General features: G+C 59.3%; 13 protein-coding genes. 5 read left to right on the forward strand and 8 right to left on the reverse strand.

What is annotated here, in order from left to right:
• Nucleotides 1-70: 70 nt before the first annotated feature.
• A complete protein-coding gene (locus tag BZG29_RS14525) occupies nucleotides 71-1,696 on the reverse strand; it encodes a response regulator (protein WP_077404005.1) in 1,626 nt (541 codons plus the stop codon).
• 347 nt (nucleotides 1,697-2,043) lie between these two features.
• Here BZG29_RS14525 and BZG29_RS14530 point away from each other — a divergent pair, with 347 nt between their 5' ends.
• Both BZG29_RS14530 and purL read left to right on the forward strand, forming a co-directional pair.
• Nucleotides 2,044-3,108 carry a GGDEF domain-containing protein gene (locus BZG29_RS14530; protein ID WP_171985019.1) on the forward strand — a complete coding sequence of 355 codons (1,065 nt, stop codon included), beginning with the start codon at nucleotides 2,044-2,046 and terminating at the stop codon, nucleotides 3,106-3,108.
• A 193-nt stretch (nucleotides 3,109-3,301) separates the two neighbouring features.
• Nucleotides 3,302-7,339 carry a phosphoribosylformylglycinamidine synthase gene (gene purL / locus BZG29_RS14535; protein ID WP_077404011.1) on the forward strand — a complete coding sequence of 1,346 codons (4,038 nt, stop codon included), beginning with the start codon at nucleotides 3,302-3,304 and terminating at the stop codon, nucleotides 7,337-7,339.
• A gap of 110 nt (nucleotides 7,340-7,449) precedes the next feature.
• Here the strand turns inward: purL and BZG29_RS14540 are convergent, their stop codons facing one another.
• Both BZG29_RS14540 and BZG29_RS14545 read right to left on the reverse strand, forming a co-directional pair.
• Nucleotides 7,450-9,087 carry a hypothetical protein gene (locus tag BZG29_RS14540; RefSeq protein WP_077404014.1) on the reverse strand — a complete coding sequence of 546 codons (1,638 nt, stop codon included), beginning with the start codon at nucleotides 9,085-9,087 and terminating at the stop codon, nucleotides 7,450-7,452.
• Between the two features lie 78 nt (nucleotides 9,088-9,165).
• Complete coding sequence (locus BZG29_RS14545; RefSeq protein ID WP_077404017.1) at nucleotides 9,166-9,972, reverse strand: lipid II flippase Amj family protein; 807 nt, start codon at nucleotides 9,970-9,972, stop codon at nucleotides 9,166-9,168.
• 323 nt (nucleotides 9,973-10,295) lie between these two features.
• On the opposite strand from BZG29_RS14545, the gene BZG29_RS14550 reads away from it, so the two are divergent.
• Complete coding sequence (locus BZG29_RS14550) at nucleotides 10,296-10,751, forward strand: tellurite resistance TerB family protein (RefSeq protein ID WP_046685140.1); 456 nt, start codon at nucleotides 10,296-10,298, stop codon at nucleotides 10,749-10,751.
• A 26-nt stretch (nucleotides 10,752-10,777) separates the two neighbouring features.
• On the opposite strand, the gene BZG29_RS14555 is transcribed toward BZG29_RS14550, so the two are convergent.
• The 4 genes from BZG29_RS14555 to BZG29_RS14570 all read right to left on the reverse strand — a co-directional run bounded on the left by BZG29_RS14555 (nucleotide 10,778) and on the right by BZG29_RS14570 (nucleotide 13,161).
• Nucleotides 10,778-11,302: a hypothetical protein gene (locus BZG29_RS14555; RefSeq protein ID WP_077404020.1), complete on the reverse strand. Its 525-nt coding sequence runs from the start codon at nucleotides 11,300-11,302 to the stop codon at nucleotides 10,778-10,780.
• A gap of 62 nt (nucleotides 11,303-11,364) precedes the next feature.
• The gene (locus tag BZG29_RS14560; protein ID WP_077404023.1) at nucleotides 11,365-11,757 is read right to left on the reverse strand and encodes a hypothetical protein; all 393 of its coding nucleotides are present in this window, start codon (nucleotides 11,755-11,757) and stop codon (nucleotides 11,365-11,367) included.
• 33 nt (nucleotides 11,758-11,790) lie between these two features.
• Complete coding sequence (locus BZG29_RS14565; RefSeq protein WP_150130911.1) at nucleotides 11,791-12,240, reverse strand: hypothetical protein; 450 nt, start codon at nucleotides 12,238-12,240, stop codon at nucleotides 11,791-11,793.
• 186 nt (nucleotides 12,241-12,426) lie between these two features.
• Nucleotides 12,427-13,161: a LuxR family transcriptional regulator gene (locus tag BZG29_RS14570; RefSeq protein WP_171985020.1), complete on the reverse strand. Its 735-nt coding sequence runs from the start codon at nucleotides 13,159-13,161 to the stop codon at nucleotides 12,427-12,429.
• A gap of 389 nt (nucleotides 13,162-13,550) precedes the next feature.
• Between BZG29_RS14570 and BZG29_RS14575 the strand changes: the two genes are divergently transcribed.
• Nucleotides 13,551-13,955, forward strand: coding sequence for a DUF3304 domain-containing protein (locus tag BZG29_RS14575; protein WP_171985021.1), 405 nt, complete (start codon nucleotides 13,551-13,553; stop codon nucleotides 13,953-13,955).
• 5 nt (nucleotides 13,956-13,960) lie between these two features.
• On the opposite strand, the gene BZG29_RS14580 is transcribed toward BZG29_RS14575, so the two are convergent.
• Nucleotides 13,961-14,443 (reverse strand): hypothetical protein, encoded by a 483-nt coding sequence (locus tag BZG29_RS14580; RefSeq protein ID WP_077404032.1) that lies wholly within the window; start codon nucleotides 14,441-14,443, stop codon nucleotides 13,961-13,963.
• A gap of 227 nt (nucleotides 14,444-14,670) precedes the next feature.
• Between BZG29_RS14580 and BZG29_RS14585 the strand changes: the two genes are divergently transcribed.
• Complete coding sequence (locus BZG29_RS14585) at nucleotides 14,671-15,354, forward strand: VWA domain-containing protein (protein WP_077404035.1); 684 nt, start codon at nucleotides 14,671-14,673, stop codon at nucleotides 15,352-15,354.

Raw genomic sequence — 15,354 nt, forward strand, 5'->3', positions numbered from 1 at the left:
CACGTCACGACGCCTCTGAAAACCGTAGCAGCAGGTTTGCAGTGCATCCCTCAGCTCAGGTCGCAATACCTCAGGTCGCAATACCATACTTGTGCTGCGTGGCCGAATACTGCTGCTTGAGCGACTCCAGCTGCGGATGCCTGGGGTCGATCTTGCGGATCACCTGCATCTGGTGCTGCGCCTGTTCGGCCAGCGGGGCTTCCCAGCCCAGCATGTTGAGCTGGCGCAAAATGGCCTCGACGGAGGCGAACAGCACGGGCAGGTTGCCCGGCGTCTTGCGCAGGGCCTGGCGCAGCACGAAGACTGCCCCTTTGAGCTCGCCGCTTTCCGACTTGCTGGCCGCATCCTGCATCAGTTCCTGCACCTGGTTCGTGATCTGCTGGCCCATGCCTTGCGCCAGATCATGGCGGCCCGCTTTTTCAAACACGTCGACGGCCGCTTCCATCGTCACCTCGCTGTCCGCTTCGTTGACGAGCTTCATCATGACGTCGGACGCAGCCTGCTCCAGGTTGTTCTTCAGGCAGCTTTGCACCAGGCCCACCTTCAGCTGCGTCGACAGGCCGCGCGCCGTGTCCAGCGCGGCGGCGGCCAGTTGCAGTTCGCTGGCGGCGGCGATGTCGTTGCCCGACAATTCATGCAGCATGGCGGCCGAGATGGCGCGGCATGCTTCCACGTTGGCGCCGCCGCGCAGCGAGCGCTCCATGTCGCGCAGCACGCCGCTCGCCTGCGGCGCATCGCCTTTCTTGACCAGCGTTCTGACCAGGTTGACGTGGTCTTCCGGATCGCGGAATTCGGAGTACTTCGCTTTCGTCACGACCTGTTTATATGCGCGTTCGGCCGCGCCGATGTCGCCCGTGTCGTAGGCGATGCCGCCCAGGTGGCGCAGGCGGCGCACCATGTGCGGCGAGATGGCCACCGCGTCCTCGAGGATTTTCTTGGCCTGCAGCTGCTGGCCCATGGCTTCATGGTTTTGCGCCAGCAAGTCGTAGGCGGCCATGAAGCGGGGATAGATTTCCACCAGTTCCAGCAGCGCATCCTGCGCCTCTTCGTGGCGCTGCTGCTCGAACAGGGTGCGCGCCAGTCCCAGGTGGGCCCAGGCCATGGGGCGCGTGGCCAGCATGTCGGCATACAGCTGCTCCGCTTCCTTCCATTCGCCCAGGGTGAGGTGCAGCTCGGCGCGCAGGCGGGTGAAGTCGGCCGCCAGGCGCGGATGCTGCAGCTCGGCCGCGCGGCAGCTTTTCACGGCTTCGCGCAAGTCGCCCTTGTCGATCAGCTGGTAGGTGGGCAGGAACATGGCGCGCCGCTCGATGGCGCGCGCGATGCGTCCGCTCAGCACATCGACGGTGAACGGTTTTAATATGTAGTCGGACGGGGTCAGTTCGGCCGCGCTGATCACCTTGCTGTGGATGGCTTCCGAGGTCAGCATGATGAAGATCGTCCACAGGCCGATCAGTTTGTGGTGGCGCAAGTCTTCCAGCAATTGCTGGCCATCCTGGCCGTCCGTGCCGCTGCCAAGATCGTATTCGCACAGGATGATGTCGAACGGTTTCTTCGTCAGCAGGCGGATGGCCGTGCCGGAATTGACGGCGTATTCCACCTTGGTGATGGCCGCCTGGTTCAGCATATTGTGCAGATTGCCCCGCATGCTGGGGTTCGGGTCGACGATCAGGACAGATAAGTCGCTAGTTTCTGGCATTGTTCAGCTCTCGTTCATCTGTTCGGTCATTTGCGGGAACTCTTCTTATATGTCTCTGCCTGGCAGTATTGTTTTTTATCAGCATACTGCAAAGCCGGCCGACACTGCCAGCAAAATGCATGCAATCGGGCGCGGGGCAGGGCGCCATGTGCCTCCGCTGGCGCTCGGCGTTGTATTTCATGGTGCCGCCAGCCTGCGCGCGGGTGCCGGCGCCGCATAATTCAGCAAATAGTTGACTAGCATGATAGTATCCTAATTACAACTAATGTTGGATGCCGCGTAATCTTGCGGCCAGGCATGCGCAAGGCTGTACCGGGCGCTTTCTTCTTTCTGGTGTCGATACCCGTATGCGTGTTCCTGACCTTTCTTCCCTGCGGCGCATTGCCGTTCCCCTCGCTTTTGGCGGCAACAGCGAACAGCAGCACACGTATTTCGCGGAATTGCACCGGGTCGGCATGGTGACACAGTTGCTGGGCATCATCGCCTACAGCCTGACCTGGCTGCTGATGCCCGAGCCCTATCATCCGAACTTCCCGCACGCCGTGCTGGCGCTGCTGGGCATGCTGACGAGCCTGATCGTGCGCTACCGCTGCACCACCTTGCCCGTGCTGACCATTACCGGCGCCTGCGCCGTGCTGACCCTGACCTTCGGCCTGCGCACCATGGCCGACGCCGTCCAGCACGCCAGCTTCTGGGTCTTGCCCGTGGGGGTCTTCATGACCCTGGCCATCGCCTCCATCTTCAATGGCGGCCTCAGCTACCTGGCCGTCGTGGCCGGCGTGTGGTGGAACGTGGGCCACGGCCTGTACCCGGTGAATGCGGGCTTGCCCGACCAGTCGTGGGCGCCGCTGATGATCGCCGTCAGCGTGCTGTTCGGGCTGGCGCTGAATGTCAGTTTCAGTTTATTGCGCTTGCGCAACTATCACTCCAAGGTGGAATTGACGCGGCTGGCCTTCCAGGACGGCTTGACGGGCCTCAATAATCGCCGCATGTTCACGCAGCGCGCCCAGCAGATGCATGGCGCGCCGCACGGCGGCATGTTGTACTTCCTGATGATCGATATCGACGATTTCAAGATCATCAACGACCAGCAGGGCCACGATGCGGGCGACGAGGTGCTGGTGCGCACGGCCGCCATCATCGCCGACAAGGCGCAAGGCCATCTGTGCGGGCGCCTGGGCGGCGAAGAATTCGGCATCGTCTACGCGGGCGACCGCGACGCTGCGCGCGCCTTTGCCGGCGCCTTGGTCGAGGCCGTCAGCCAGGCTTTCCATGCGGCACAATTCGTCTCGATCAGCGTGGGCGTGGCCGAGCTGGACCGGGGCAAGGAGCTGGGCCACAGCTACCGGCTGGCCGACGAGGCGCTGTACCTGGCCAAGCGGCAGGGCAAGAACCGCTACGTGATCGCCTGATCGTCGGCTGACGGTGTTGTTGTCGCGTCATAAATGGCCGCTGTGCGGGGCAAAAGGGTGGCAAAGGCCCAAGTTCCGGTCATAAGGCAGGGGTAAAACGGGTATAATGCGCGCAAAGGAAATTTGCCGTACGAAAGATATTGTCATACCTACCTTTAACCCGCAGCCACGCTGCATCAACCACCTTCCAATCATGTTGATACTGCCGGGTTCCAATGCCCTGTCCCATTTCCGTAGCCACCGTCTGTTAAGCCAACTGCAAGCCGTTTCGCCTGCGATTGTTGCCGTGCAAGCACGCTATGTCCATTTCATCGATGCCGGCGCGCCTCTCAGCAACGACGACAGCACGCGCCTTGGCGCCTTGCTGACGTACGGCGAGCCGGCCCACGCTGACAATACGGAAGGCGCTGCCGAAGAATTCTTCGTCATCCCCCGTTTCGGCACGATTTCGCCGTGGGCTTCGAAAGCCACCGACATCGCGCACAACTGCGGCATGGCGCACATCAAGCGCGTCGAACGCGGCATCGCTTTCCGCATCAACCTGAAATCGGGCATCCTGGGCAGCGCCATCGGCGCCGGCAAATTGACGGACGAGCAAGTGCAAGCCGTGGCCGACCTGCTGCACGACCGCATGACGGAATCCGTGCTGCGCAGCGCCGACGACGCCAAGGACCTGTTCCGCACGCTGGAAGCGCGTCCGCTGGAATCGATCGACTTGCTGGGGCAGGGCAAGGTTGCGCTGGAAACGGCGAACACGGAACTGGGCCTGGCGATGTCGGAAGACGAAATCGACTACCTGGACGCCGCCTTCACCAAGGCCGGCCGCAACCCGACGGACGTGGAACTGATGATGTTCGCGCAGGCGAACAGCGAGCATTGCCGCCACAAGATCTTCAACGCCGACTGGACCATCGACGGCGTGGCGCAGCCAAAATCGCTGTTCGGCATGATCAAGAACACGCATGAATTGCAGCCGAAGGGCACCGTCGTCGCCTACAGCGACAACTCGTCCATCATGGAAGGCGCCACCGTCTCGCGCTTCTACCCGCGCGGTGCAAACCACGAATACGCGGCTTCCACGGAATTGACGCACACCCTGATGAAGGTGGAAACGCATAACCACCCGACGGCGATTTCCCCATTCCCCGGCGCCTCCACGGGCGCGGGCGGCGAAATCCGCGACGAAGGCGCGACGGGCCGCGGCGCCAAGCCGAAGGCTGGCCTGACGGGTTTCACCGTGTCGAATCTGTCGCTGCCGGACGCCGTGCGCAGCTGGGAAACGGCCGCTTCCGTGACGGCGCCATTGGCCGCGCGTACTGACGCGGATCAATACGGCAAGCCGGAGCGCATCGCGTCGCCCCTGCAAATCATGATCGAAGGCCCGTTGGGCGGCGCCGCGTTCTCGAACGAATTCGGCCGTCCGGTTCTGGGCGGTTACTTCCGCACGTATGAACAGAACGTGGGCGCAGACAAAGATTCTGTATTCGGCTACCACAAGCCGATCATGATCGCCGGCGGCATCGGCAATATCTCGGCGCAGCACACGCACAAGAACGACATCCCCGTCGGCAGCCTGCTGGTGCAGCTCGGTGGCCCGGGCATGCGCATCGGCATGGGCGGCAGCGCCGCCTCGTCGATGACCACCGGCAGCAACACGGCCGACCTGGACTTCGATTCCGTCCAGCGCGGCAATCCGGAAATGGAACGCCGCGCCCAGGAAGTCATCAACGCCTGCTGGCAAATGGGCGCGGACAACCCGATCATCTCCATTCACGACGTGGGTGCGGGCGGCTTGTCGAACGCTTTCCCGGAAATTACCAACGACGCCAAGCGCGGCGCGATTTTCGACCTGCGCAAGATTCCGCTGGAAGAGTCGGGCATGGCGCCGAAGGAAATCTGGAGCAATGAATCGCAGGAACGCTACGTTCTCGCCATCGCGCCGGAAAGCCTGCCATTATTTAAAGCCATGTGCGAACGCGAACGCTGCCTGTTCGCCGCCGTGGGCGTGGCCACCGAAGAGCGTCAACTCAAATTGATCGACCCGGAACTGGGCAACGAGCCGGTCGACATGCCGATGGACGTCTTGCTGGGCAAGCCGCCGAAGATGCAGCGCGACGTGGTCCACGTGGCCAACGATTTCCCGGCCATCGACCTGACGGGCATGGACCTGGTTGATGTAGCGCAAAAAGTGCTGCTGCTGCCGACCGTGGCCGACAAATCCTTCCTGATCACCATCGGCGACCGCAGCGTGGGCGGCATGACCGTGCGCGACCAGATGGTGGGACCGTGGCAAGTGCCGGTGGCCGATTGCGCCGTCACCACCATGAGCTTTGAAGGCTATCTGGGCGAAGCGATGGCCATGGGCGAACGCACGCCGCTGGCCGTCATCGACGCCGCCGCCTCGGGCCGCATGGCCGTGGGCGAAGCCGTCACCAACATCGCCGCCGCGGCGATTGCCGACATTTCCGACATCAAGCTGTCCGCCAACTGGATGGCCGCCTGCGGCCAGCCTGGCCAGGACGCGGCCCTGTACGACACGGTGAAAGCTGTCGGCATGGACCTGTGCCCGGCGCTGGGCATCAGCATCCCCGTCGGCAAGGATTCGCTGTCGATGCGCACGACGTGGAAAGACGAGGGCACGGGCGCGGCGAAATCCGTCACCTCGCCGGTGTCGCTGATCGTCTCCTCGTTCGCGCCAGTGACGGACGTGCGCAAGTCGCTCACGCCGCAGCTGAAGACGGACCAGGGCGACACGTCCTTGATCTTGATCGACCTGGGCCGCGGCAAGAACCGCCTGGGCGCCTCGGCGCTGGCGCAAGTCATGGGCCAGTTGGGCAACGAGACGCCGGACGTGGACAGCGCGGAAGACCTGAAAGGCTTCTTCGCCGCCATCCAAAAGCTCAACAGCGACGACAAGCTGCTGGCCTACCATGACCGTTCGGACGGCGGCCTGTACGCCACCCTGACGGAAATGGCCTTCGCCGGCCACACGGGCATGTCCGTCAACCTGGACATGCTGACCATGGAAGGCGAGCATTCGAGCGACTGGGGCGACGCCAAGAACTGGACGGGCCAGGTAGCGGAACGCCGCAACGAACTGACCCTGCGGGCCTTGTTCAGCGAAGAGCTGGGCGCCGTGATCCAGGTGCGCGCGGAAGAAAAGTCGCTCGTCATGGACGTGCTGCGCACCTTCAACCTGGGCGCCTGCAGCCATATCATCGGCAAATTGAACGACCGCGACGTGATCGAATTCACGCGCGACGCCAAGCTCATTTACACCCAGCCGCGCGCGGACCTGCACCGCCTGTGGAGCGAAACGAGCTGGCGCATCGCCCGCCTGCGCGACAATCCGGCCTGCGCGGACGCCGAATACGACCGCCTGCTGGACGTGCAAGACCCGGGCATGTCGCCGATCGTCACGTTTGACCAGAACGACAACATCGCCGCGCCATTCATCGCCACCGGCGTGCGCCCGCGTGTCGCCATCCTGCGCGAGCAGGGCGTCAACTCGCATATCGAGACGGCTTACGTGATGCACCAGGCAGGTTTCACGGCCGTCGACGTGCACATGAGCGACCTGATTGCGGGCCGCGTGAAACTGGACGACTTCCAGGGCGTCATCGCCGTGGGCGGTTTCTCGTACGGCGACGTGCTGGGCGCGGGCGAAGGCTGGGCGAAAACGATTCTGTTCAACGCCAGCCTGGCGGAACAGTTCGCGCGCTTCTTCAACCGCACGGACAGTTTTGGTTTGGGTATCTGCAACGGCTGCCAGATGATGAGCAACCTGAAATCGATCATCCCCGGCGCCCAAGCCTGGCCTAAATTCACGCGCAACAAGTCGGAGAAATTCGAAGGCCGCTTTGCCATGGTCGAAGTGATGGATTCCCCATCGATCTTCTTCAACGGCATGGCCGGCACGCAAGCCGGCATCGCCATCGCCCATGGCGAAGGTTACGCCGACTTCTCGCAAACGGGCGACATCACCCAGGTCACCAAAGCCATGCGCTTCGTCGACAACAAGGGCTTTGCTACCGAAGCGTACCCGTACAACCCGAACGGCTCGCCCGAAGGCATCACCTCCGTCACCACGGCAGACGGCCGCTTCACGGTGCTGATGCCGCACGCGGAGCGCGTGTTCCGGTCAGTCCAGCAGTCGTATCACCCTGAAGCATGGGGCGAGGATTCGCCGTGGATGCGCATGTTCAGGAATGCACGGAAGTTTGTGGGGTAATTTACTTAGCTATTTACGGCGCGGCGTCTTGATTCGAGGCGCTGCTGCTGGGTAGGAATTAAAAAGCCGCTGTCGGGAGACAGCGGCTTTTTTGCAAGCAAGATTGTAATTTATGTGTCTGCAATTTTTACACCCAATGTTCGCCAAAAAGTCGGGTGAATATGAGCAATTGAGTTAGGTTTAATCGCGCCAGAACTGGGACCTTCACTTGCTCGGAAAGACCAAAAAGTGCCGCTGGTGGAGTCTGGTTTTATTCCAATTAGTCCAACAATGTAAAATATATTAAATAATGTTTGTGTGACAAAGTGAATTGTTCCTTTGCCATTCATCAAAAAATCAACTGCGGCGCCAATTACTATGTCGCCGCTTTCCAGTTCATTTGAGAACTCGTTATATACCAAATCTTCAATGGACTCTTTTGATATAAAGCTCATTTTGAAAGATGTAGGTTTTCGTAAAAGTACTCTCGTGTATCTGGTGAGGTTAGGATATGTTGCCCCCCATTCTTCTTGAAGTGACGTTAAGCGCTTACTTGAATACTCTCCCTCGGCATCTAAAACGCATTGAGCCGAAACATTTTTCCTATCTTCCGCGTGGTCTAGGCATGCGTTTAGAAATAAGATGGCATCGCGAGGTCGATAGAATGTTCTTTCTGTTAAATAGTCTATAAATTCAATTTTCCCTATTTTTTGCGGGAAAAGATCTTTTAATTTTATGGCTTTTGATGTATATCGTTCGCGGACGAGCTTGCCAATTCGCTTATCCAATAAATCTTCTATTTGTGATTTCGACCATCTTAGCTTTAGATACAGTGATTCGTATTTTTCTTCTTGAAAACCTGAATCTCGAGTTGCGGAAATTACCCTGTTAAGTAAATCCACTCTTATTGATATTATTATTTTAACATATCTTATTTTCTGAAAAGATCTAACCGTTTCTATTAGTGCTCTAATTAGTTTGTAGCGTAATGAATCCTCAACCCAGTGTTCATCAAGGCCATCTATTGTGATGAAGTAATGTCTTTGTGGATCATTGAAGACGTCATCTGATAATATTCGTATTACATCGGACAATGCTTTTATCTGAATTTGATTAACAACTTTTCTCCCGCGTTGAATTACCTCCTGTTTTTGTTCCTCTGTGAGTTTTTTTCCTCCCGCCAAATCAAATTTTACGCCTTGTAGATCGGTCCCTAAGGATGATCTTAAATCTGTTTCCACTTTCGTGGTTAGCTCTTTAACGCGATATTCTGTTTCATCCCAAAATTTCTCTCCCCATTCTTTGAGATAGTTTATTGCTTGCTCTTTTGAATGATCACGCTTTATGCTATTGAAGAAGTTTGCAAGAAACCCCTTTTTTTGATCTTCGTTATTGATGTTAAATTTATTTTTCAGTAATTCTACGGCTAGAACATGCTTCCATAGTAGTTGATAGAATAAATCAAGATTTACACCTGCAGCCTCAAAGAAATTCAATATGTCAGAATTGGCAATGTATGCAAGTGAAAGATTTTGAGGTGGAAGTTCTATGACATTTTCCTCAACTTCTCGCAATTTTCTAATTAGCGCACTTTTGCCTGCTCCAGTTCGGCCAACAATTATGCGCTTTGGGTTATGTATATCTTGAAGCGCATTTAAGTCGCCAGTTTCAATGAAGCACTCAGATAGATATTTATCATCGGATTCGGCATCAGCGGTGCCTACTGTGTCATTCCTACGAAATCTGAAATCAACGCCGGGTGTATTCATATTTATTGAAGTCTCCTATTTTAATTTAATCATATTTTTCAAATGACATTAATTAATTGAAATTATAATTATCTATCTTCACAAACCCTTCGCCACCCCCACAATCACCACCGCCGACGGCACCAGCAAAAACTGCGCAATCAGCGTGCCCGCCAATCTGCTTCCCACCAGCCACACCACTGCTCTCCGGAACTGCGATTCTTCGATCTTTCCTTCGATAACGTCATCGGTCATGCCCGACATGTGCGGGTCGATGAAGACGGCCATCATGATGGTGGCGCCGCCGTTGATGATCGATGACAGGGTGCTGGAGGTGACGCGTACGCTGGGGTCGAGCACGCCTGCGTACAACGCCGCGAAGACGCCTACCGTCCACAGGGCCGTGGCGATGACGTTCATGGCCGTCATGGAGATTGAAACGCCGGATTTTTCGCGCAAACCAGTGACGTTGGCGGGCTTGGGCAGGCTGGCGGAGGTCTTGAGGTAGGACAAGCCGCCCTTGAAGACGGCGTGCAGCAGCAGTTTCGGCACCGACCTGTGCACCTGGAAGTGTTCGACGGCGCGGCAGAAGGCGCGCTGGAAGGTGGGGATCAGGATGGCGCCCAATATCGTCGCCAGGCTGGCGGAGAACAGCAGCCAGCGGAAGTCCAGCAATAGCGTGCCGGCGGCGACGTGCTGGTCGATGCCCGTTTCCATGCGCTTGGCCAGAAATGGCCCCAGGAAAGAGTTCGACGTGCGCGACAGCAGCATGAGGATGCTGAACAGGGCCAGCGAGACGGCGATGCGCCGCGTACGGATGCCGGCGATGCGCACGGAGTAGGCCAGGGTGCCGATGATGTGGATGATGAACGTCAGCGCGCAAATCAGCAGCAATTGCTTGTCCATCACAACCTTGCAGTAAAGAAAATGTAATTCCATGCTGCCATGAAGTTACTTATTTTTCAACTGCAAATAAGATAATGCTCACACGATCTTGCTTTTGTGGTGTTTTATGTGCGCTAGTGTGGCGTTGGCTGAATTTCACCCCAAGGCAGAAACTGGGGTCAGACCCTTAGGGTCTGACCCCGGCTCTTTGCCTGTGGGTTGGACCATGCGGTCAGCGGAGGCAAGGCATGCTTCCAGCGCTTGGATTCCACCCCCGCGCCCCCAGCTAGGTGATAGTGGTAGCCTGTAGCGCTACCTCATTCGAACTAACCAGGAGAACCGCCATGAGTTTCGATTCCTTTCTGTCCAAACTGAAGACCAAAGCCAGCGAACTGAAAACCGAGGCCTTGAAGTACAAGAACAAGGATTTCCTGAATGCCGCGATGGCGGGCTCGGCCCTGATCGCGATGGCCGACGGCAGCGTCAGTGCGGAAGAGAAGCAGAAGATGGTGAAGTTTATTGAAAGCAATGACGCGCTGTCGGTGTTTACCACCAGCGATGTCATCAAGGCTTTCCAGGAGTATGTCGGCCAGCTGGAGTTCGACAAGGATATCGGCGAAGCCAAGGCCTATCAGGCGCTGGGCAAGATGAAGTCGAATGTGGAGGCGTCGCGCCTGCTGGTGCGCATGATCATCGCCGTCGCTTCGTCGGACGGCAATTTCGACGCCAACGAGCAGCGCGTGGCCAGCAAGATCGCGCGCGAGCTGGGCTTGACCCCGGCGGAGTTCGAGTTGCAGTAAAGCCGGGCCAGCCGGCTCCGGCTGGCTTAACTCTTGTCCCACCACGGCGGCGTGCCCGACGACCAGGGGCACGCCATCTCCACTTCGCTGATCCTGTAGCGGATCTCGATCACCTGGCCGGGGCTGAAGGGACCGCGTTTCCAGTCGCCGGAATCAAAGACGTAGCCTTTGCCCTTGATGCAAAGACTGGTCGGATTGTTGCCGATGGGGCCGGTCGAGTGCAGGGTGACGCGCACTTCGCCGTTGGCGTCCAGCGGGGCGTCGCCGCCCGTGAACAGTGCATCCGAGCCGATGTCGCAGACAGTGGTGCTGCCTATCTTGCTGCAGTACTTGATATACGTTTGCTGGCGCGCCTGGGCCAGGTAATCGTCATGCCGCATCGGCTTGCCATCGTCATAGGTAAAGCGCAGGATGACTGGCGTGGGCTCGCTGGCAGGATGGCGCGTGGTGCTGGTGCAGGCGGCGCTGACCAGCGCCAGCAAGGGCCAGGCCAGCAGGCGCAGGCCGCGGCGCAGCAGGGATCGGGATTGACTGCCGGATGGATGCTGCATGTGGCGTTGCCATTTGTCTCATGAACGGGCGCCGATCATAGCATGCGAAGGCGGCGGTTCCGCTAGGACGCGCCGTGATTCAATTCCTGCAATACTTTCTTGCACAACACCCCATAGCCGACGCCCGTGCCGCGCTTGTGCGCGGCCAGGTCGTAGCCGGCGCTGATGTCGTCCCACGCCACGCTGCCGGGCAAGGGGCGCAGCTTGTCGTCCAGATCCATCTCGAAATGAATGAAGCGGCCGTCGGCGCTCAGCAGCTTGCCGTAGACGGCGGGCATGCCGGGCCAGGCCAGTTGCAGGTCGAGCATGAGGGCCGTGCCCAGCGCCACGCCATGGCTGGCCGCGCACTGGCGCAAGGCGTCGGGCAGGGGGCGGGCGCGCCACCAGGCCGCCGTCTGCTTGATGGCGGCCTGGGTCAGGGCGTTTTGCTGTTGCACGGAATACTGCTTGCTCATGGCTGCCACCCATGCGGCATGCGGCTTGCCGCCCTAGCGCGATGCCAGGCTCATGCTTTGCACATGGGCAGGCACGATCTCGCCGCTGGCCATTTTTTCGGCCGGCACGACCATCCGTACTTCGCCGCCCACGCTGCCATCGTCGCGCAGGTCGATGCGCATGGCCAGTTGCTGGTCGAGCGCCACGAAGCTGTCGCTGCCGGTGGCGATGATGCGGTGTTCTTCCTGGTCATCGATGCGCGCATACATCATGGCGCCGATGCTGCCCGCATTGCGCAGGTAGAGCACTTGTCCGTTCGACAGCTCATAGCCGCCGCGGAACGGGGCAAAACTTTCCGCACTCATGAAATGTTTGTGTGCCGGCAATTCGATCGTGTGCAGGCGTCCGCCGGGAACGACGACGGTCTGGCTGTCGGGGAGCGTTTGCGCATTTGCCAGCAGGGCGCAGACGCCCAGGGTGCCGGCCAATATCCATGTTTTCATTTTTTTACCCATCCTTGAACTGTGGTGCCGTCCGCTGCCGGCGCGGCGATGTTGATGTGGGTGACAGGGAAACCGCACCGGCTGGTCCGCAAGCGCTGCTGTCACTCTGGCAAGGCGCGGGCTGCCGGTCTTGCCAGTGTAGGCAGGCAATATCCACCGCGCATCATCCGATCGGATGACACGGCCTCATGCATCGAGCACGGCCAGGTGCGCCGTGGCGCCGTGGATCAGGGCGATCAGCTCGCCCTGGCGCCGCGTATCCGTCTTTAAATAGGTGTGGTGCAGGTGCGTCTTGACGGTGTTGACGCTGATGCCGCCCTGCGCGGCGATTTCTTCGATGGTGGCCCCTTGCGCCAGCGCCTTGCCCACTTGCGCCTCGGCTTGCGTCAAGTCAAACAACTGGCGCAAGGCAGGGACGGACGTGCACGTTTTCGTGGGGTCGCGCGCGATCAGCAGGGCGCAGGTGGGCTGGCAATCGGCAAGCGGGGTGACAGTCAGGGCCAGCGGCGCTTGCTGCTTGCGCGGCAGGCGCAGCGACTGGCATTGCGCTGCGCCACCGGCGCTGGCGATCACCAGGCGCACGGCGCGCACCAGGGCGGGCGGGGCCGCGTGTTCCAGTTGCGCCGCATGCAGGGCGTGTCCGGCGGGGGTGGCGAAACGCAAGGCGAGGTTGCCATCGAGCACCAGCACGGCCGCGCCCATGGCGTCGAGCGCCGCCAGCGCGCAGTGGCTGGCCAGTTGCGCCTCGCGCAGGCGCTGCTGCAGGCACAGCGCGCGCTGCAGATGCGGCAGGAGTTCCTGCCATTGCTGGCCGTTCAGGCCGGCGTTGTCGAGCTGCGGCCAGTCGCCCGTGCCGCAGGCCGAGTCGTACATGGCGCCGATCAGTTTGCCCACGTCCGCGGTGACTGTCCCTGTGTGCATGCTTGCCCCCAATCCTGATGACATCAGTGTGCCGCAGGCGTGCAGGTGCGGAACTGGGTAAGGGCGGTCTTGCGCAACGATGCGCCCCACCTTTGTGAGGAGGGGCGGGTCGCTGTCTTCTGTCCTGGGCAACTATCAAGATAGTACATGCGCGGCGCCACCGCAATGCGGCGCCGCCGGTGTAATCGTGCTCCTGGATAAAAGATTCCCCGATACAATAAAAAATTGTCAAAAATATAAACTCAGGGCATGGGGCGGGAGTCGCATGCCATGCTGATTGAGGAAGTCATATGGCCAGCAGTATTTTTTCGATGAAACCGCTTTTGATCGGCTTCCTGTGTCTTTGCATGGCGGTTTCACAGGCGGCAACGGGCCAGGAAAGCCAGGACTTGACGGTCAATTTAAGCGGCTACAACCATACCGATCACGGGATAGGCAGTTATGAGGTGACCTTGCAGAATGGCGCCACTGCGGGGGCGGGCTATCTGGACGCCGGCCAGGGCGGCGGCGGCCATACCTGTTGCCTTTCCATTCCCCGCGTGTGGCAGGCGGGAATGACGGCGAATATCGTCATGCATACCATCAAGAAAGGCAAGGATATCCGCGTGGAACAAACCGTGCCAGTGCCGCAATATGCGGCTGGCGATGCGGGACTGTTCATCGTGCATTTTCTGCGCAATGGCAGCTACAAGGTCTTCGTGACCAAATACTCGCTGGGGCATCGGAAATATCCGCTTGCCGGCAAGGAGGCGGAGCTGGAGCCGGGCGTGCCCTTGGAAATCATCTGGGAATAGCGCTGCTATCTTCGGGATGCACGTCGCGCGCCTTCGGCAATCAGGCTTTGCAGGAGCATGCGCGACTTCGCATCCGTGGCGCGCACATCATCGATCCGGGCGGGCAGCTCGGCTGGATCAAATTTTTTGATTAATTTGCAATAATCTTCTGTTTCTCGCGGACAGAATTCAAGTTCCAGCAACGCGACGGTTTTTGCTGTCAAGCCACGCCGTTGCATCTCGGACAGCAGGTCGGCACGTTGCCTTAACGCCCTGGCGAAGCCGCTCTTGATGCGTTTCCCGAAGGGCAGGCCAGGATCTTTGGTCAGTATCAGGAAGGCGACGCGCACGGCAGTGGCGTTGCCGTTGCGGATTTCCAGCGCCACTTGCTTGCACACGTGCGACAGACGCAGCCCTGGATGCGCGATTGGCGGCCCAGCATCGAACTGCTGCAGTTTTTCTCCCAGGAATTCTTCCAGCTCTTCCAGGCTGGCGATCGGTATCATCATCAAGTTTGCTTATTTGGCCGTTGCCGGGCGACCTGAATGGCGCAGTGTACGAGGTTGTTGCTTTCAGAGCAAGTTCACCGGGCACGCGATGGGGGAGGGATGAAAAAATCCCTAAAAATCAGCACTTTGATAGCGCATGGCGCAATCCCAAGCAATCGGACGCATGGAAAACATATCCATAGGGTAAGCTTCGGGGCTAGGCTATTTCGCAACTCTATCAAAATTACATGACTTCCATAATGATCCCCGATGTCGCCCTGGTCGACAATACCGAACAACGCACGCCGCTGGTGCTCGTGTTGGACTGCTCCGGCAGCATGGATGGCGAACCCGTCTCGCTGCTCAACGAAGGCCTGGCCTTGCTGGAACAGGAATTGAAATCCGACGTAATCGCCGCCAAGCGCGTGCGCATCCTGGTGATTCAGTATGGCGCCCACGATGAAGCGGTCGTCGCCAGCAACTGGTGCGACGCCATGGATTTCACGGCGCCCCGGCTTGAAGCGAACGGCACCACGCCGACCGGCGCGGCCGTGGAACTGGCGCTGGCGGAAATCGAGCAGGAAAAGCAGCGTTTCCGCCAGGCGGGCGTGGCGTACACGCGGCCGTGGCTGTTTTTGATGTCGGACGGCGAGCCGACGGACCGCTGGCAGCATGGCGCCGAACAGGCGCGGGCGGCCGAGCAGGCGAATAAAGTGGCGATCTTCCCCATCGCCGTGGGCGACCATGCGAATATCGATTCCCTGGGCGAATTCTCCAGCCGTGGCGAACGGGGCGTGAAGCAGCTGAAGGGCTTGCAGTTCCGCGAACTGTTCCTGTGGCTGAGCGCCAGCATGCAGGTGGTGTCGCAATCGCGTCCCGGTGCGCAGGCCCAGCTGGCCTCGACGGACGGCTGGTCGGTCGTGAATACGTGA

The sequence above is a fragment of the Janthinobacterium sp. LM6 genome (genome assembly GCF_002002885.1).
Lineage (GTDB): Bacteria > Pseudomonadota > Gammaproteobacteria > Burkholderiales > Burkholderiaceae_D > Janthinobacterium > Janthinobacterium kumbetense.